The sequence below is a fragment of the Mesorhizobium sp. Arg314 genome (assembly GCF_053714275.1).
Genome location: NZ_JBSKBP010000014.1, coordinates 1 through 17,840, shown reverse-complemented (window position 1 = coordinate 17,840; position 17,840 = coordinate 1). Strand labels below are relative to the sequence as shown.

The following is a 17,840-nucleotide window of genomic DNA, read 5'->3' as shown; positions in this document are numbered from 1 at the left end:
CGGTGGATTCGCCACGGCGGCCGGTCTATCTGATGCGCCTTGGGCAAATCCTGGATTGGCACGATGAAAGACTATGAGCATCCCTTCTTCCGGCCGCTGTGGCGCCGTATCGCCGTCGTGGCGGTCTGCCTGATCTGGTCGGTGATCGAGTTCGCCTCCGGCACGCCGTTCTGGGGCGTCATCGCGCTCGGCTTCGCCGGCTACGCCGTGTGGCAGTTTTTCTACCTCTACAAGCCGGCCGAGGAGAACAAACCTCCGGCCGAGCCGAAGGAATAAGCGTTCCATGGGTGGAAGGCTCACGGATCGGACAGGTGCGCAGGCGGATCGGATGCGTTGGCGATTGGCAGAAACGCTTTTCGCTTCGTCATCCACGGGCGAAGCAAGGAGCGAAGCGACGCGGCGCAGACCCGAGGATCCATGCCGTGACGTCAAAACAGCCGCTGCGGTGCAGAATTCTGCTCCGCTGCGCCCTTCGGCCGAGGTTACGGCATGCATCCTAGGGTCGCGACGGACCTTCGCTCCTGCTTCGCCCTAGCATGACGAAGTTTGGAGGCCTTGGCCAACCCACAAGGTCCGGTTCTCTCGACCGGTAGAATCGTTGAGACGGCAACTCGCCAGAGGTAGTGGGTATAGGAGAGACAAAAATGTCGAAACTGCTCGTCAAAGCCGACAAGGGCCACGGCCATGTCGCTCACGTCACGCCGCAAAGCGCCGGCTGGACTTATGTCGGGTTCGATCTGCATCGGCTCAAGCCCGGCGAGACGGCGTCCGGCAGGACCGGCGACCGCGAGGTCTGCCTGGTCTTCGTCACCGGCAAGGGCAAGGCCTCGGCCGGCGGCAAGGAACTCGGCCTGCTCGGCGAGCGCATGTCGCCCTTCGAAGGCAAGCCGTGGTCGGTCTATGTGCCGCAAGGCTCCGACTGGTCCGTGACCGCCGACACCGGGCTGGAGCTCGCGGTCTGCTCGGCACCTGGCCTCGGCGGCGACCTGCCCGTGCGCGTCATCAGACCTGACGATCTCGGCCAGGAAGTGCGCGGCAAGGGCACCAACACGCGTTACGTCACCAACATCCTACCCGAAGGCAAGCCGGCGGATTCGCTGCTGGTGGTCGAGGTCATCACCCCCGGCGGCCACACCTCCAGCTATCCGCCGCACAAGCACGACCAGGATAATCTCCCCGCGGAATCCTATCTCGAGGAGACCTATTATCACCGCCTCAACCCGCCGCAGGGCTTTGCCTTCCAGCGCGTCTACACCGATGCCGACCGCAACGGCGTGCGCGAGCTGGACGAAGCGATGGCGATCGAGGACGGCGACGTCGTGCTGGTGCCGAAGGGCTATCACCCCTGCGCCGCCTGCCACGGCTACGACCTCTATTATCTCAACGTCATGGCCGGACCGAAGCGGACGTGGAAATTCCATAACGCGGCCGAGCACGAGTGGCTGATGAAGGCCTGATCAGGCAGATCGGCAAAAGCCGTTGGTCCAGTCCGGAAAAATCGTCGGCTAATGACCTCGGGGCTGGACTTGCCTTCGAAAACCCATGAAAGCTTCGTCAATCCGTCATGGAAATCACCTATGGCAGCGGGTCTGATGCACGTCGCCGAAGCGCCTGAGCGTTTTTGGGACTTGCCAAAAACCAGGACTTGAAGCGCGTCGCATAATCCTTCGGGCGCAGCGCGCTTGACGAGGAACGCCCATGCGCTACGCCATCTACTTCACCCCGAGGCAGGACGAGCCACTGGCGCGCATTGCCGCCAACTGGCTGGGCCGCGACCCGTTCGGCGCGGCGACGCGGCCGGTCGAGGCGGTGGGTGATCTGTCGGCCGCGGAAGTCGCCTTCCACACCGCCTCCGCCAGGCGTTACGGGTTCCACGCGACGCTGAAGGCGCCCTTCCGGCTGGCGCCGAGCGAGACGGAAGCTTCGCTGCGCGCCGCGCTCGACACTTTTGCCGAGGCGACGCCGCCGGTCGTCGTTCCGCGCCTCGTCGTGGGCCAGATCGACGGCTTCTTCGCGCTGGTGCCGGAAGCTCCGTTCGCACCGCTGAACAGTTTCGCCGGCGAGGTCGTGCGCGCCTTCGATCGCTTCCGCGCGCCTTTGACCGAGGCCGAGATCGAACGCCGCAGCCCGGACGCGCTGAGGCCGGATGAGTTCCGCAACCTGTGCCAATGGGGCTATCCTTACGTTTTCGACACCTTCCGCTTCCACATGACGCTCTCGGGCCGCGTCGGGCCACAGGAAAGCCCACGTCTTCGTGGAGCGATCGACAGCCTGTTTGCCGACGTGCTGGGGCAGCCGGTGCCGGTGGATGCGCTGACATTGTTTGTCGAAAGCGAGCACGGTGCCCCATTCATGGCGCTTTCCCACCATGCGCTTGGCCATGGCCCGGCCCGCAAGACCGCCTAGGGTGGTTCATTGTTTCACGGAAACGCTGAACCGCCCTATCTCTTTGTTTTACGCAATTCCTAACGGAAAACCGCAAAGCACTTTTCCTGGAATTGCTCTCATTGATCGCCGACCGACCGCTCGAGATAGGACGCCTGAGATGACCGCCGAAACCATTCTCACCAATGCCCGCATCGTGCTGCCCGACGAAATCGTCGAAGGCTCGCTCTTGTTGCGCGATGGCTTGATTGCCGCCGTCGAGCCGGGTGCTGCCCGCACCGGCGAGGATATGCGCGGCGATTACATCATCCCGGGTCTGGTCGAACTCCACACCGATCATCTTGAAGGCCATTATGCGCCGCGCCCCAAGGTACGCTGGAATCCGATCGCCGCCGTGCTTGCCCATGACGCCCAGGTCGCGACCGCCGGCATCACCACGGTTCTCGACGCTTTGCGGGTCGGCATGGACGAAGATGCGGACCTGACCTCCGAGGACATCCGCAAGCTTGCCGACGCGATCGAAGACAGCGTGCGCGAGGATCGCCTGCGCGCCGATCATTTCATCCACCTGCGCTGTGAGGTCTCGGCGCCGGACTGCCTCAGGGCCTTCGCCAATTTCGAAACCGACGACCGGGTGAAGCTCGCCTCGCTGATGGACCATGCGCCTGGACAGCGCCAGTTCGTCAACCTCGAGACCTATGCCTATTACTACCAGCGCAAGCTGAAGCTGACGGATCGGGACTTCAAGAAGTTCTGCGAGAAGCGGATGGACGAATCGGCCCGCAATTCCGGCCCGAACCGGGTGTTCATCTCGGCCGCCTGCCATGAGCGCGGCATCGTGCTGGCGAGCCATGACGACGCGACCGCCGGCCATGTCGACGAGGCGATCGAACAGGGCGTGCGCGTCGCCGAGTTCCCGACCACCGAAGAGGCCGCCAAGGCCTCGAAGGCGGCGGGCCTCGGCGTGCTGATGGGCGCGCCGAACGTCATGCGCGGCGCCTCGCATTCCGGCAACGTCTCGGCGCGCACGCTTGCCGCCGACGGCTTGCTCGACATCCTGTCGTCCGACTACATTCCCTTCAGCCTGATCCAGTCGGCCTTCTTCCTCGGCGATGTCGTCGAAGGCATCTCGCTGCCGCAGGCGGTCGCCATGGTGTCGAAGAACCCGGCCGAAGCGGTCGGCCTTGCCGACCGCGGCGTCATCGAGCCCGGCCGTCGCGCCGACCTGGTGCGCGTGCGCGTCGACGACCATGTGCCGGTCGTGCGCACCGTGTGGCGTCAGGGCCGTCGGGTCGCATGATGGTCTCGGCCCTGATCGAGCGCGAACTGGCCGACAGCCTGCCGATCCGCAACGGCGTCTTCGTCGCGGTCGTCGGCCCGAGCGGCGCCGGCAAGGATACGGTGATCGGCTATGCCAAGGCGCGCTTTGCCGGCGAGACACGGCTGGAATTCGTGCGCCGTGTCATCACCAGACCCAGCGACGCGGCAAGCGAGGACCACGACACGCTGGCCGATGCCGCCTTTGCCGAAGCCGAGGCCGACGGCGCCTTCTCGCTTTGCTGGGACGCGCACGGCCTGCGCTATGGCCTGCCGGCCGATGTCGACTGGGCCGTGGCCAATGGCCATGTGGCGGTCGCCAACGTGTCGCGCGCGGTCATCCCGGCGCTGCGCGAACGCTACGCCAATCTGGCTGTGGTCGAGATCACCGCGGCGCCGGAGACCCTCGCGGAACGGCTGGCGGCACGCGGCCGTGAATCGCGCGGCGAAGTGCTTGCCCGCCTGGCGCGCAGCACGAGCGTCAAGCTGACGGGACCGGACGTGACCTCGATCGACAACAGCGGCGACAAGCAAATCGCCGGCGAACGCTTTGCCGAGGTGCTGCGCAAGGCGATGGCGTTCTCGGACCTGTCGGACATGATCTAAGGCCTTCCTCCTTCTCCCCATGCGGGAGAAGGTGGATCGGGGCGAAGCGCCGAGACGGATGAGGGGTGTTCCAGCTTGGCGATGGCCTTCTCCTGGCAGCACCGTTGTGCCCAAACGCCAGCGCCCCATTCCGTCCAGCACCCCTCATCCGGCCGCTTCGCGGCCACCTTCTCCCGCAAGGGGAGAAGGGGAGGCCGCGCCTACTTGTTGAAGTTGGCGATGAACTGCTTGAACTGCTGTGTCGGCGGCCTGGCGAACATTTCCTTCGGTTCGCCAACCGAATCCACCTCGCCCTTGTGAAGGAACATCACCTTGCTCGACACGTCGCGGGCGAAACCCATTTCATGGGTGACGACCAGCATGGTGCGCCCTTCCTCCGCAAGCGAGCGCATGACGCGCAGCACCTCGCCGACCAGCTCCGGATCAAGCGCGGATGTCGGCTCGTCGAACAGCATCACCTTGGGATTCATCGCCAGCGCCCGCGCGATTGCCGCGCGCTGCTGCTGGCCGCCCGACATGTGAGGCGGGTAGTAGTTGCGGCGCTCCCATATCCCGACGCGTTTCAGCAATGCCTCGGCCTGCTCCAGGCACTCCGCGCGCGGCCGCTTGAGCACATGCGTCGGCGCGGCGACGAGATTCTCGAGCACGGTCATGTGCGACCAGAGATTGAAGCTCTGGAAAACCATGGCGAGGTTGGCGCGGATCCTTTCCACCTGGCGGATATTGGCCGGCATTTGATGGCCGTCGCGGCCCCGCTTCATCTGGATAAGCTCGCCGTCCACCCGCACTTCGCCGGAATCCGGGGTCTCCAGGAGATTGATACAGCGCAGCATCGTGCTCTTGCCAGAACCCGAGGAGCCGAGGATCGAAATGACATCGCCCTTGTGCGCTTCCAGCGAAATGCCCTTGAGCACCTCATGATCGCCAAAGCACTTGCGCAGATCCTTGACGCTGATGGCTGCCTTATCGTCCTGGGACGGTGCTGCTTTCGCGGCAGGGGCGACATTTGCCGACATCACAACACCTCCGGGACGGGTTTGATTTGCTGACTCTGCTCAGGCGGGGGACGCAGATGCGGTGAAAGCAGGTATTCGACCCAGGCAAACAGTCGGGCGATCGACAGGTTGAGCAGAAGGTAGATCACGCCGGCGCAGGTCAGCACCTCGATCGGGCGGAACGTGTCGTGCTGGATTTTCTGCGCCGTCCCCATCATCTCCATGATGGTGACCACGGAAGCGAGCGCGGTCGCCTTGGTCATGAGAATGATCTCGGTCGAATAGGCCGGCAGGGCCAGCCGCAGCGCAATCGGCAGCGTGACGAGGCGGAAGCGTGTGAACGCCGACATGCCGAAAGCCTTGGCCGCCTCGATCTGGCCGACAGGCACCGCCCGCAGCGCGCCGCGGAAAATCTCGCTCTCATAGGCCGCGGTGTTGAGCGCCATCGCGACGATCGTGCAATACATCGGATCGCGCAGGATCGGCCACAGGATCGGGCTGTGGCGAACGAAATCGAACTGGGAGAGCCCGAAATAGATCAGATAGAGCTGCACCAGCAGCGGCGATCCGCGGAAGACGAAGACATAGGCGCGGGTGAAGTATTCGCCCAATTTGTAGCCCGACGCCCGCAACCAGGTCAGGCCAGTGGCGATAAGGAGGCCGATGGCGACGCCGAAGAACCAGATCTCGAGCGTCAGTGGCAGTGCCTTCAGCACGCTCCACATGGTCGAGAGGTAGAAATCAAAATCCACCGCGACCTCTCATTTCGGCCGCAAGAAACTGCGTGAGGTGTAGCGCTCGGCCTTGTCGAAGATCGGCGTCGAGATCGACGTCATCACCAGGTAAAGGATGCCGGCCAGCGTGTAGAAAAGCAGCGAATGATGCGTCGAACGCGCGGCCTTGTTCGCCGTCAGCATCAGTTCGGCGACACCGGTGACCGAGATGAGGGCCGAATCCTTGATGGTCAGCTGCCATACATTGCCAAGCCCCGGCACGGCGAGGCGCAGGACCTGCGGCATGATCACGAGGCGAAAACGCTGGAAGGCCGACATGCCATAGGCGCGGGCTGCCTCCAACTCGCCGCGATGGATCGCCAGAAACGACCCGCGGAAGACCTCGGCCTGATAGGCGCCGGAAATGATGCCGACCGCGAGAACGCCGCCGAGGAAGCTCGGCATGTTCAAAATATCCGTCGACCCAATCGATCCGGTCGACCTCGCCACGCCGGTCAGCACCTGCGTGCCGCCGTAATAGAAAAGATAGATGATCAACAGCTCCGGTTCGCCACGGAAGACCGTGGTGTAGCTCTCGCCGATAAACCGCAGTCCGCCGCGAGGCGAAAGCTTGGCCGCCGCCACAAGCGAGCCCAGCGCCGCGCCGATCAACATCGAGACCACGGTGACGGCGAGCGTCCAGGCGATGCCCCAGAGCAGTTGCACGCCCCAGCCGGCGGCCAGGAGCTCATAGGCCGTCGACAGCTGCGCCTGCAGATCGCTGAGAAACTCCACGTACGCCTCCCTCCCGGCGTCGGTTGCCCGCCTTTAAGCGCGTCGCGTCGAAACGGATTCAGGCTCGCGCTTCAAGTCCCTGTTTTGGTGCATGCCGTTCTCCCAAAATCTCCATGCGCTTTTGGGCGACATGCACCTTTATTTTGTGCATGTCGTTCCCCCAAAACCGCCATGCGCTTTTGGGCGACATGCACTCAATGCAAAAACGGGAGCAGCCTTGGCTGCTCCCGTTGCGACATTACTTGGTAATGTCGATCTTGAACCATTGCATGCTGTATTTCGACACCGAGCCGTCATCGATGGCGGCCTTGAGCGCCTTGTTGTAGATGTCCTGCAGGTCCTTGTCGGTCTTGCGGAAAGCGGCGCCGATGCCCGGTCCAAGGATCGGGCCACCCTTGAATTGCGGCCCGACGAATTCCAGGTCCTTGGCATCGGGCTTGGCCAGCGTGCCGAGGAAGTAGGTGGTGTCGGCGAAGGCCACGTCGATGCGGCCCGCCATCAGGTCGAGGTCGTGCTCGTCGGTGGTCTTGTATTCATGGACGTTGGCGACATCCTTGAGATACTTGTCGGCGAACGTCGCCTCCGTGGTCGAAACCTGCAGGCCGAGATTCTTGCCGGTGAGTTCCTTGCGCAGGGTGTCGAGCGCCGCCTTGGATTCGGCGTCGTCCTTCGACAGATCGATCATCTTGCCGCTGTTGGACAGCTGCGCCAGCGGGCCGTTCTTATCGGCAAGGAAGGCCACCGGCGAAGAGGCATAGGGGATCGAGAAATCGATCGTCTTCATGCGCTCCTCGGTGATCGACATGCCGTCCATCACAATGTCGAACTTGCCTGCCGTGAGGCCGGGAATGACGCCGTCCCAATCCTGCGCCACGATGTTGCATTCCAGCTTCGCGCGGGCGCAGACGTCGTTCAGTATGTCCACCTCGAAGCCGACGATCTTGCCGCTGGCATCCGTCTGGTTCCAGGGCGCATAGGAGCCCTCCATCGCAACCGTCACGGTCTTCCAGTCCTTGGCCATTGCCGGCGTCGAACTGGCCAGCGCCAGCGCGGCAAGCGCGATCCAACGTGATGAAGTCACAGTATTTCCTCCCATATTTTGTTCCTGGAATACGCGATTATAGATTGCTTAGCCCAGCCCCAATTCGCCGACAAGGGTTGTTTTCGGGGTCACGCGTTGTTGCAATCCGCCCGCGAATCCGGACTTGCCTGACGGCTTCCACCGCAAGCATCGATCCAATCAGGGCCGTGAACGGAAGCGCGAGCCTATTCCGCAGGCGCGCCGGCAACGTTGCGGCGCGCCGCTTCGATCATGCGGCGGCGGGCGCGGAAGACACCCCATTGCTGGTCGACCAGCACGCCGATCAGGATCACGCCGCCCATCACCGCGAAGTTGAGCGATGACGGGATGCCGAGCAGGTTGACCAGGTTCTGCAGTTCCTGCAGCAGCACGGTGCCGAGGATGACGCCGACCAGCGAGCCTTCGCCGCCGCGCAGCGAGAAGCCGCCCAGCACCGCCGCCGCGATGGCATAGAGTTCGTAGAACTGGCCGTGGCTCGCCGGCGAGATCGAGCGCGTATACATGGCGAAATAGATTGCTGACAGCGCCGTCAGCACGCCGCAGATGACATAGGCCGCGATCACGATGCGCCCGGTGCGGATGCCCGAATATTTCGCTGCTTCCTCATTCTTGCCGATGGCATAGAGATAGCGCCCGAACACCGAGCGGTGCAGCACCACCCACGTGACAATGGCGATGACGATGAGCGCGATGAAGCTGTTCGGCACGCCATAGGAACGACCCGCCGTCAGGAATTCGAGGTCCGGAAAATTCTGGCCGAAGGCGAAGCCCGCCGTGCCGTCGGCGGTGTAGAAGCGCGCCACGCCGCGATAGATCAGGAGACCGCAAAGCGTCACCACGAAGGGCTGCAGTTTCAGCCGCGTGATCAGCCAGCCATGCACGAAGCCGATGATGGCGCCGAGCATGATGATCAGCACGAAGGCCAACGGCCAGTCCACCTCGCGCACGGCGATGAAGTCGATGAACAGCGTGCCGAGCAGCGCGACCAGCGAGCCGACCGAGAGCTCGATGCCGCCGGTGATGATGACGAAGGCCTGGCCGATGGAAAGGATGCCGAACAGGCCAATCAGGTTGGAGGTGTTGGCGAGGTTGATCGGCAGCAGGAAGCGCGGGTTGATGGCCGTCACCACCGCGCCGACCACCAGGATCAGGATCAGCAGGCCGAGATCTTTCTTGCTCATTGCGCTCCTCCCACCGCTTGCAGCAGTTTCGGCTTCTTGCCGACCGCCAGCAAGAGCACGTTCTCCTGGCTGAAATCTTGCTTGTCGAGAATGCCGGAGATCTGTCCCTCATGCATGACCGCAATGCGGTCCGAGACACCGATCACCTCTTCCATGTCGCTGGAGATCATCAGCACCGCGACGCCTGCATCGGCCAGCGCCCGCATCAGTCCGTAAATTTCGGCCTTGGCGCCGATATCGATGCCGCGGGTCGGCTCGTCCAGGATCATCACCTTCGGGTTCATCGCCAGCCATTTGGCCAGCACCACCTTCTGCTGGTTGCCGCCCGACAACGTGCCGGTGCGCGTCAGGACCGACGGCGCCTTGATGCCGAGGTTCTTCTTCTGCTTCTCGGCAGTGGCGAGTTCGGCGCTGGCCGAGACCAGCGAACGCCTGGAGTGCGCCGGCAAATTGGGCAGCGAGATGTTCTGCGCGATCGAGAGATCAAGCAGGATGCCGGTCAGCTTACGGTCTTCCGGCACCAGGAAGATGCCGTTCGCCACCGCATCGGCGGCCGAGCCGACGCGGAGCGGCCTGCCGTCGAGCGCAACACTGCCGGCCAACCGCTCGTCAATGCCGAACAGCACGCGTGCCAACTCGGTGCGGCCGGAGCCGACCAGGCCTGCGAGGCCGAGGATCTCCGCGCGCCTCAATTCCAGGCTGACCGGCCGGTCCGGATAGGTGCTGGTGCGTATGGCGTCCGCCGACAGGGCCACGCTGCCCGGCGCGCGGGCGGCTTCGCCTGCCTTCTCGCGCTCCTTCAGCATGCGGCCGATCATCAGCCTGACCATCTCGTCGTGGTTGATCCGGTCTTTCGCGAGCGTGCCGGCCAGCGTGCCGTCGCGCAGCACCACGACGCGATCGGCAACGCGCTCGATCTCATGCAGCCGGTGCGAGATGAAGATGACGCTGATGCCTTCCGCCTTCAGCCCCTTGATGACGTCGAGCAGCTTTTCGGTCTCGGCGATCGGCAGGCTGGAGGTCGGCTCGTCGAGAATAACCAGCCTCGCCTTGATCGACAGCGCCTTGGCGATCTCGACCATCTGCTGCTGGGCGAGCGACAGCATTGCCACCGTCGCGTCAGCCGAGAAATTGGCGCCGACGCGCTTCAACAGCGGCGCCACCATCTCGCGCAGCCTGGCGCGGTCGACCAGCCTCAGCGGCCCGCCGCGCAGCGGCTCGCGGCCGAAGAAGATATTGGCGGCGACGTCGAGGTTTTCGAAGAGGTTGAGCTCCTGGTGCACGAAGGCGATGCCGGAGCCGATGCTGGCTTCCACAGTCAGCCCGTCATGCGCGACGCCATCGACGGTGATGGTGCCGCTGTCCGGCCGCGTCACACCGCCGAGGATCTTCATCAGCGTCGATTTGCCGGCGCCGTTTTCGCCGACCAGGCCGATGACCTCGCCTGGCCTGACCTCCATCGAAAACCTGTCCAGCGCCACAACACCCGGATAGGTCTTGCGCACGGCTTCCAGGCTCAGGAATGGAGCGGTCGTCGATTGAGCGAAGGATGTGTCGGAATAGTTCATCACGCCTGACAGCAGCCGGTGGGCTACAGACTGACGGGCCTTGAGAGGTCCGTCAACACGGACGCCGGCTCGAGGTCGATCCTCGAGCCGGCGCAATTTTTTCAAACTTATTTGCCCTGCATCGCCTTGAGATTGGCGGCGTAGGCGTCGACGTCAGCCTTACCGATTATCTTGGTCGGGATGATGATCAGACCCTTCTCCGGAATGCCCGACTTGTCGCCCTTGAGATAGGAAGCCATCAGCTTCATGCCCTGATAGGCCCATTCGAAGGGCTGCTGCACCACGGTGGCGGCGACAGTGCCTTCCTTGACGCCGCCCAGCGTGATCGGATCGTCGTCGAAGCCGACGACGGTGATCTGGCCGAGCTTGCCGGCGTCGCGCAGCGCTTCATAGATGCGCGGCGTGTTGTAGGAATAGAAACCGACCATGCAAGTGATGTCGGGGCTGGCGACCAGCGCGTCCTCGACGTTCTTCTTGGCACGCGCCTGGTCGATATCATCGCCGCGCACGTCGACCAGCTCGATCTTGCTGCCGGCCAGCCCGTCCTTCATGCCCTGGATGCGTTCCTTGGCATTGTCGGCACCGAGCAGTCCGACGAAGCCGAGGCACTTGCCGCCGTTCGGCATCGCCTTCTTGGCGATCTCGGCCGCCTGCTTGCCGGCGTCGACGTTGGACGAGCCGATATAGGCGACGCGCTTGGTCTGCGGCGCATCGGAGTCCGTGGTGAACAGCGCCGTTTGCGACGCGATCTTGTTCAGCCCGTCGGTCGAGGTCTTGGGATCGACGGCCGAAACCATGATGCCCTTGACGCCTGCCGTCACAAGGTCGTCCATCAGCCGCTGCTGGATGGCGACCGAGGACTGTTCGGGATATTTGAGCTCGAGATTGTAGTCGGGCAATTCGCCCTGCGCCTTCTTGACGCCGGCTTCCGCCGCCTTCCAGAAGTCTGATGCACCGTTGACGACGAAGGCCAGCGTCGGCTTGTCGTCGGCGCGCACGCTGGCGCTTACCGACAGGCCTAAAGCCAAGGCCGCCGCGGCGACGGATGCATTACGGATCATGGATTTCATAGTTCAACCTCCCTTGTAGAACTCATCGCTGATGTCTCGGCTGCGGCCCGGACAACCCTCCCTCAAGGGTGTGGCGAAGGTCCGCCGACTCAAGAACGGTGCCGATCCGGCCGCGGTCGAGACACTAGACACTCAGTTGGCGTTCGTAAATAGTCCGATTTGTCTGACATTTTCGTGAAATGGATGCGGACCGAATCCGGCGATGCCGCCGGGATATCGAGCGAGCGCCCTTCACGCCTGCCGGCACCGGTCCGAAGCCCGGACGGTTACGGCGAGTTGACACTAGAATGCTTACGGCTATTAGTAAAGAGTATTAGTTATGACACCGGAACGCGCGCTTTCGAAGCGGAGGAGACGCTGGTCGCGAGACGCGGCGGGGTGAGGGAAGCGAACGCGGCGAGGCTTGTCACCGCGCGGAGAACTCAGAGATTGTCGGCGTCGCTGACCTTGCCCGACCGGTTTCGTCGCGATGCGGCGCGGCTGGCAATATGTATGCCGTATATGCTAATATCTATTACCATGGTGCGCTTTCGATAAGCTCACCGACCTCGACCAACTTGCCGTTGCCGTCGGCCTTTGCTTTAGAGCCGGCTGGGTTTGGGAAATGACCATGAGTGAACCGACGGAACTGCGTGATCCTGCCGAGGCCTCCAGGCGCCGCAAGCCAGCCGCCAAGCCCAAGGGGCGTGTCACCATGACCGATATTGCGAGAGCCGCCGGCTGCTCGCAGGCGACGGTGTCGTTCGTGCTCAACAATTCGCCGGGCATCAGGCTGTCGCAGCAGACACGCGACCGGGTGATCGAGGCAGCGCGGGCGCTGGGCTATTCGCCGCCGGTCTTTTCAGCGCTCCGGCCGCCGGTGACGCCGTTCGAAGGCCTGGATAGCGTCATCGGCTTCGCGGTCGACCAGCTCGCCACCAGCCCCGAGGCGGTGGTCGCCATCGAGGGCGCGCGGCAGGCTTCGTGGAACGCCGGCAACGTGCTTCTGGTGGCGCAGACCATGGGCGATGCGGTGATGGAGCCCCGCGCCATCCAGGCGCTGACAAGGCGCGGCATCTCGGCGCTGATCTACATGACCATCTTCACCCGCGAGATCGCCGCACCCGATTTCCTCTACAGCCTCGATATGCCGGTCATCCTGCTCAATTGTTACACCGCCGACTATGCTTTTCCGGCCGTGGTTCCCTCCGAGATCGCCGGCGGCCAGAGCGCGACAAGGCATCTTATCGGCCATGGCCATCGCCGCATCGCAACCATCACCGGCGAGCCGTGGATGCAGGCGGCGCAGGATAGACTCAAGGGCTATCGCCGCGCTTTAGCCACCGCCGACATCCCGTTCGACCTGGAGCTGGTGGTCGAGGGCGACTGGTCGGCCAGCGCCGGCTATGCCGCGACGGTCAAGCTGCTTGGACTCAAGGAGCGCCCCACCGCCATCTTCTGCCAGAACGACCGCACGGCGATCGGCTGCTACGAAGCGCTGAAGGAAGCGGGCCTGCATATCCCGCAGGACATTTCCGTGGTCGGCTACGACGACGAGGAGATCGCCCGCCATCTCTTCCCGCCGCTGACCACCTCCATCCTGCCGCATCTGGCGATGGGCCAATGGGCGATCGAGCAGTTAGAGACGCCGCCAACGCCCGGCCGCGGCCGGTATCCCATCACCAAGCTCGAATGTCCGCTGGTAGAGCGGGAGAGCGTGGCAAGTGTCAAGGGAGCAGCAGGATGAGACCTCGTAAGGATGCGGCGCGAGAGGATGATCTGATTCAGATTTGGGCACTGACGGAGACGAAGGCTATGCTTAGCCGGGCCGCGAATTTGCGCGGGGAGAAATTGTCGGAGTTCGTGCTGAGCAGCGCCCTCAGGCAGGCCGAGGAAACCATTCTTGATCAGCGCATCTTCTTTCTGGACGACGATGCGCATCAAAAATTTCTCGATCAGCTTGATAGCCCGACTAAGCCGTCCGAAGAACTTCACTCGCGTATGGCCAACAGGCTCGTCTGGGAGCACTGATAGAAACTAGCACGGATGATCACGGGGTTGCCTGCCCGTACAATTCTGGGAACCCGTCCGCAGAAGCCCGCCATCAGTTGGAACGGCATAGCCGTTTAGCGAGCGTGAGATCGCCCACATAAACATTCTGGCGCGCCACGATATCCTTGCTTCGGCAACGAGATCATACGGCGCCTATGCAGCAACTGCGCCGTCGTTTAGCTTACGCTCATGAATGCGAGGCTCAGATGACGTCCACCTTCACCGTCCATGCAGCATCCGGTTATGAACAACTCATGGGGCGATGGAGCCGCAGGCTCGCGACCAAATTCATCGACTTCACCGGTCTGGCCGCCGGCGAAAAGGTCCTCGATGTCGGCTGCGGCACCGGCAGCCTGACCTTCGAGCTGGCGAAATCGGCCGATCTCGCGGAAATCCAGGCCATCGATTTTTCCCCGGTCTTCGTCGCGGCGGCGAAGGAGAAAAACACCGATCCGCGCGTCACCATCAGCCAGGCCGACGCCACGGCGCTGCCATTCGCAGACAATGCGTTCGATCGCGCACTGGCGCTGCTGGTGCTGCACTTCGTGCCGGAGGCCGGCAAGGCGGTAGCCGAGATGCGCCGCGTGGTGCGGCCGGGCGGCGTGGTCGCGGCCGTGGTCTGGGATCACTACGGCGGCATGGCCGGCATGCGCATGATGATCGACACAGTGGCAGCGCTCAGCGAGAGCGGGCGCCAGATGCGCAACCGCTATTGCTTCCAGCCGATGATGCAGCCGGGCGAGATGAAGCGGACCTTTGTCGAGCAAGGCCTTGCCGACGTCACCGAAACCGAGCTGATGGTCCGGATGGATTATCAGAACTTCGACGACTATTGGGCGCCGATCGGCGCCGGCGAAGGCCCGCTCGGCAAATATATGGCCACATTGGATGCGGCCGAGCGGGAGCGGGTCGAGGCCGCTGTCCGCGATGCCTATCAGGCCGGCCGGCCCGATGGCCCGCGATCCTTCGCCAACATCGCCTGGGCCTGTCGCGGCATCGTGCCCTGAAATTCACGTCGACCCGCGACTGGGCGGCGCCAGCGGTCTCATCGACATGGGGACACCCGGCTTGTCGAAAGCCGGCAACGCATCAGTTGCCGGCGGCCGCCGGAGCATTGCTCTCCCAGCCGTCGACCCACACCTGCCGCAGCCGGTCGCCTTCGCCCTTGAACCACAGGCCCGCCGGCCGACAATCCTCGATGCGGTCGCTGCGGAAATTGCGGATCGCCAGGCGCAGCTCGCACCAGGCGACGATGTTGGCGGTCTCGGCATAATAGATCAGCGCGACCGGGCGGATGATGCGTTCGGTCGCCCGTCCCGCCTCGTCGCGATAGGACAGAGCCAGTTTCTCCTCGTCGCGGATGGCGCGGCGGACCAGCGCAAGATCGACGGCGGAGGCGGAGGGTGCTGCAAAACCCCAGGCATGAAGGGCGTTGGCGTCGAGGGTCTGCCGCAAGGGCGGCGGCACCGCGCCGGCGATCTTGGCGCCGACGCGTTTTGCGGCCTGCTTGAGCTCGTCGTCGCCGGTGCGCTCGAGCAGCGCGAGCGACAGCACGATCGCCTCCATCTCCTCGATGGAAAACATCAGCGGCGGCAGGTCGAAGCCGGGGCGCAGGATGTAGCCGATGCCGCGCCCGCCTTCGATCGGCACGCGCATCGCCTGCAGGGCCGCAATGTCACGATAGACTGAGCGTACCGTCACTTCCAGCCGCCCGGCGATCGTCGCCGCCGTCACCGGTTTTCGGGCCAGACGCAGGATCTGGATGATCTCGAACAGGCGCGAGGCCTTGCGCATTTCCACACCCGATTGAAACGCAACTGACACATCCCCGTCAGTTGAAGTGACCTATAGGGCTGCCTACCCGGTTGAAAATCAACAGATTCCTTTGCACCCACGCGGGTGAAGCGACAGGCAACTGACATGAGCTATGGCGAAAACCTCTGGCTGTTCTTCGTGCTTCTGTTTGGCATCATTGCCGTTCCAGGCATGGATATGCTGTTCGTGCTGGCCAATGCGCTGACCGGCGGCAGCAATCGAGGTCTCGCGGCGACCGCCGGCATCATGCTCGGCGGCGCGGTACACACGCTGAACGGCGCGATCGGCGTCGGCCTACTCATGCATTTCGTGCCGATGCTGTTCACGCCGCTGCTGGTCGCCGGCGCCGCCTACATGGCCTATATCGGAATTTCGCTGATGCGCAGCTCGATCACCGTCGGCGACAACGGGCCCACGGGGAGCCGCTCGGCCTGGAAAGCGTTTCGGCAAGGCATGGTCACCTGCCTGATCAATCCGAAGGCCTATCTCTTCATCCTTGCCGTCTATCCGCAATTCCTGAAGCCGGCTTACGGTCCGATCTGGATGCAGGCAACCGTGATGGGATTGCTGACGGTTGCGACGCAGGCCGCGATCTATGGCGGGCTCGCCGTCACCGCCGGCCGCAGCCGGGGGCTGCTGGTCGACAATCCGCAAGCGACCATACTTGCCGGTCGCGCGGCAGGGCTGCTTTTGTTCACGGTATCGATATTTACTGTGTGGGAAGGATTGAGGGCGGCGTGAGCGCAAAGGACCCACGCCGCGTTCCTTCCAGCACCCCTCATCCGTCTCGACGCTTCGCGTCGATCCACCGCCCGGGGTCGAGCCGCGGGTCTCGCCCCGTCCTTCGGACCCACAAGGGGGGAAGGAAGAGGCGTCACGCCGCGCCCTGGCGGCTGGCGAGCATCTCGCGCTTCACCGACCGGCGCCATTCGACGGCGCCGGCAAGACCGTGCAGGACCGTCTCGGTGGTCGCCCAGTCGATGCAGCCGTCGGTGATGCTCTGGCCGTAAGTGAGCGGCTTGCCGGGCACGACGTCCTGTCGTCCGGCGACGAGATTGCTCTCGATCATGACGCCGATGATGCGCTCGTCACCCGCGGCGACCTGGCCCGCCACGTCATGCGCGACCTTGGGCTGGTTCTCCGGCTTCTTGGCGCTGTTGGCGTGGCTGACATCGATCATCAGCCGCGGCGCGACGCCGATGCGGCCGAGCTCGGCAGCGGCGGCGTCGACGCTCGCCGCATCATAGTTCGGCACAACGCCGCCGCGCAGGATGACATGGCAATCCTCATTGCCGGTGGTCGCCGCAATAGCGCTGCGGCCGCCCTTGGTCACCGCCATGAAATGATGCGGCTGGGCGGCCGACTTCACCGCCTCGCCGGCGATCCTGAGATTGCCGTCGGTGCCGTTCTTGAAGCCAACGGGGCAAGAGAGGCCGGAAGCCAGTTCGCGATGGATCTGGCTTTCTGTCGTGCGCGCACCGATCGCACCCCAGGCGACGAGGTCGGCTATGTATTGCGGCGTGGTCATGTCGAGGAATTCGGTCGCTGCCGGCAGGCCGAGATTGTTGACGGCCGACAAAACGTTGCGCGCCATGCGCAAGCCCTTGTCGATGTTGAAGCTGCCGTCGAGATCGGGATCGTTGATGAGGCCTTTCCAGCCGACCGTGGTGCGCGGCTTCTCAAAATAGACGCGCATGACGATTTCGAGCCGGTCGGCCAGGGCCTCGCGCAGCGCCGCCAGACGGCTGGCGTAGTCCACGGCGGCGACCGGATCGTGGATGGAACAAGGGCCGACGATGACCACAAGTCGATCGTCCGCCCCCGCCAGGATGGAATGGATGGCGTTGCGCGAAGCGGCAACGGTGCGCGTCGCCGTGAGTGAGCGCGGTATCTCGCGCATCACCTCGTCCGGCGTTGTCAGGACCTTGAGTTCCTTGACCCGAAGGTCGTCTGTGGTGGTCAACACGGCTTTCTGCTCCTGGTTAGGAGACCTGCCGGCTTGAAACAAAAAAGCCGCCAGGTCTGGCGGCTTGTCGGATTTTTGATCTGCAATCTTCAGATCGAGCGCAATCCTCCCGCCGCCAGCGAGCTGCTAAAGTACCAATAGGTGGCGGACAGGTTGATCATGCGGCTCATATAGTCGATGCGAAGGCGCTTGTCACGTCCCTGCTGGCGGCTAATTCTGCATGGGCCGAATCCTCGCGATTTCGTCATCAACTCTGAGGAATGGCGGCGTCTCTGAGCCTAGCGTTTAGGGTGACGACGATCTTTCGCATGACCGCG

General features: G+C 63.6%; 18 protein-coding genes. 9 read left to right on the top strand and 9 right to left on the bottom strand.

The window, feature by feature from the left end:
* The first annotated feature begins 63 nt into the window (after positions 1-63).
* The 5 genes from ACWGS9_RS16830 to phnN all read left to right on the top strand — a co-directional run bounded on the left by ACWGS9_RS16830 (position 64) and on the right by phnN (position 4,308).
* Positions 64-276, top strand: a complete 213-nt coding sequence (locus ACWGS9_RS16830; protein WP_127424821.1) for a DUF3329 domain-containing protein — start codon at positions 64-66, stop codon at positions 274-276.
* 368 nt (positions 277-644) lie between these two features.
* The gene (gene iolB, locus ACWGS9_RS16825) at positions 645-1,457 is read left to right on the top strand and encodes a 5-deoxy-glucuronate isomerase (protein WP_454506306.1); all 813 of its coding nucleotides are present in this window, start codon (positions 645-647) and stop codon (positions 1,455-1,457) included.
* 241 nt (positions 1,458-1,698) lie between these two features.
* Entirely contained in the window at positions 1,699-2,406 is a 708-nt protein-coding gene (locus ACWGS9_RS16820; RefSeq protein WP_454506305.1) for a DUF1045 domain-containing protein, read from the top strand.
* Positions 2,407-2,545: 139 nt separating this feature from the next.
* Positions 2,546-3,685, top strand: coding sequence for an alpha-D-ribose 1-methylphosphonate 5-triphosphate diphosphatase (locus tag ACWGS9_RS16815; protein WP_454506304.1), 1,140 nt, complete (start codon positions 2,546-2,548; stop codon positions 3,683-3,685).
* Positions 3,682-4,308 (top strand): phosphonate metabolism protein/1,5-bisphosphokinase (PRPP-forming) PhnN, encoded by a 627-nt coding sequence (gene phnN / locus ACWGS9_RS16810; RefSeq protein WP_454506303.1) that lies wholly within the window; start codon positions 3,682-3,684, stop codon positions 4,306-4,308. Before ACWGS9_RS16815 ends, phnN begins: the two co-directional genes overlap by 4 nt.
* 200 nt (positions 4,309-4,508) lie before the next feature.
* Here the strand turns inward: phnN and ACWGS9_RS16805 are convergent, their stop codons facing one another.
* From ACWGS9_RS16805 to ACWGS9_RS16775, 7 genes are all read right to left on the bottom strand, one after another.
* On the bottom strand, positions 4,509-5,324 hold the full coding sequence (locus ACWGS9_RS16805; protein ID WP_454506302.1) for an ABC transporter ATP-binding protein: 816 nt from the start codon (positions 5,322-5,324) through the stop codon (positions 4,509-4,511).
* The gene (locus ACWGS9_RS16800; RefSeq protein WP_454506301.1) at positions 5,324-6,055 is read right to left on the bottom strand and encodes an ABC transporter permease; all 732 of its coding nucleotides are present in this window, start codon (positions 6,053-6,055) and stop codon (positions 5,324-5,326) included. Before ACWGS9_RS16800 ends, ACWGS9_RS16805 begins: the two co-directional genes overlap by 1 nt.
* A 9-nt stretch (positions 6,056-6,064) precedes the next feature.
* Positions 6,065-6,811 (bottom strand): ABC transporter permease, encoded by a 747-nt coding sequence (locus ACWGS9_RS16795; protein WP_454506300.1) that lies wholly within the window; start codon positions 6,809-6,811, stop codon positions 6,065-6,067.
* Between the two features lie 238 nt (positions 6,812-7,049).
* Positions 7,050-7,892 (bottom strand): transporter substrate-binding domain-containing protein, encoded by an 843-nt coding sequence (locus tag ACWGS9_RS16790; protein ID WP_454506299.1) that lies wholly within the window; start codon positions 7,890-7,892, stop codon positions 7,050-7,052.
* A gap of 185 nt (positions 7,893-8,077) precedes the next feature.
* The gene (locus tag ACWGS9_RS16785; RefSeq protein WP_454506298.1) at positions 8,078-9,073 is read right to left on the bottom strand and encodes an ABC transporter permease; all 996 of its coding nucleotides are present in this window, start codon (positions 9,071-9,073) and stop codon (positions 8,078-8,080) included.
* Positions 9,070-10,641 carry a sugar ABC transporter ATP-binding protein gene (locus ACWGS9_RS16780; protein WP_454506297.1) on the bottom strand — a complete coding sequence of 524 codons (1,572 nt, stop codon included), beginning with the start codon at positions 10,639-10,641 and terminating at the stop codon, positions 9,070-9,072. Before ACWGS9_RS16780 ends, ACWGS9_RS16785 begins: the two co-directional genes overlap by 4 nt.
* Positions 10,642-10,748: 107 nt before the next feature.
* Positions 10,749-11,711, bottom strand: coding sequence for a sugar-binding protein (locus ACWGS9_RS16775; protein ID WP_454506296.1), 963 nt, complete (start codon positions 11,709-11,711; stop codon positions 10,749-10,751).
* Positions 11,712-12,321: 610 nt separating this feature from the next.
* Between ACWGS9_RS16775 and ACWGS9_RS16770 the strand changes: the two genes are divergently transcribed.
* From ACWGS9_RS16770 to ACWGS9_RS16760, 3 genes are all read left to right on the top strand, one after another.
* Positions 12,322-13,437: a LacI family DNA-binding transcriptional regulator gene (locus ACWGS9_RS16770; protein WP_454506295.1), complete on the top strand. Its 1,116-nt coding sequence runs from the start codon at positions 12,322-12,324 to the stop codon at positions 13,435-13,437.
* Complete coding sequence (locus tag ACWGS9_RS16765) at positions 13,434-13,721, top strand: type II toxin-antitoxin system TacA family antitoxin (RefSeq protein WP_454506294.1); 288 nt, start codon at positions 13,434-13,436, stop codon at positions 13,719-13,721. The genes ACWGS9_RS16770 and ACWGS9_RS16765 overlap by 4 nt, the downstream gene beginning before the upstream one ends.
* A gap of 227 nt (positions 13,722-13,948) precedes the next feature.
* On the top strand, positions 13,949-14,749 hold the full coding sequence (locus tag ACWGS9_RS16760; protein WP_454506293.1) for a class I SAM-dependent methyltransferase: 801 nt from the start codon (positions 13,949-13,951) through the stop codon (positions 14,747-14,749).
* A gap of 82 nt (positions 14,750-14,831) precedes the next feature.
* On the opposite strand, the gene ACWGS9_RS16755 is transcribed toward ACWGS9_RS16760, so the two are convergent.
* The gene (locus tag ACWGS9_RS16755) at positions 14,832-15,536 is read right to left on the bottom strand and encodes a helix-turn-helix transcriptional regulator (protein ID WP_454506292.1); all 705 of its coding nucleotides are present in this window, start codon (positions 15,534-15,536) and stop codon (positions 14,832-14,834) included.
* A 126-nt stretch (positions 15,537-15,662) separates the two neighbouring features.
* Here ACWGS9_RS16755 and ACWGS9_RS16750 point away from each other — a divergent pair, with 126 nt between their 5' ends.
* Positions 15,663-16,298, top strand: coding sequence for a LysE family translocator (locus ACWGS9_RS16750; protein ID WP_454506291.1), 636 nt, complete (start codon positions 15,663-15,665; stop codon positions 16,296-16,298).
* A 133-nt stretch (positions 16,299-16,431) separates the two neighbouring features.
* Here ACWGS9_RS16750 and ACWGS9_RS16745 read toward each other — a convergent pair whose 3' ends face one another.
* Entirely contained in the window at positions 16,432-17,523 is a 1,092-nt protein-coding gene (locus ACWGS9_RS16745; RefSeq protein ID WP_454506290.1) for a 3-deoxy-7-phosphoheptulonate synthase, read from the bottom strand.
* Between the last annotated feature and the right edge of the window lie 317 nt (positions 17,524-17,840).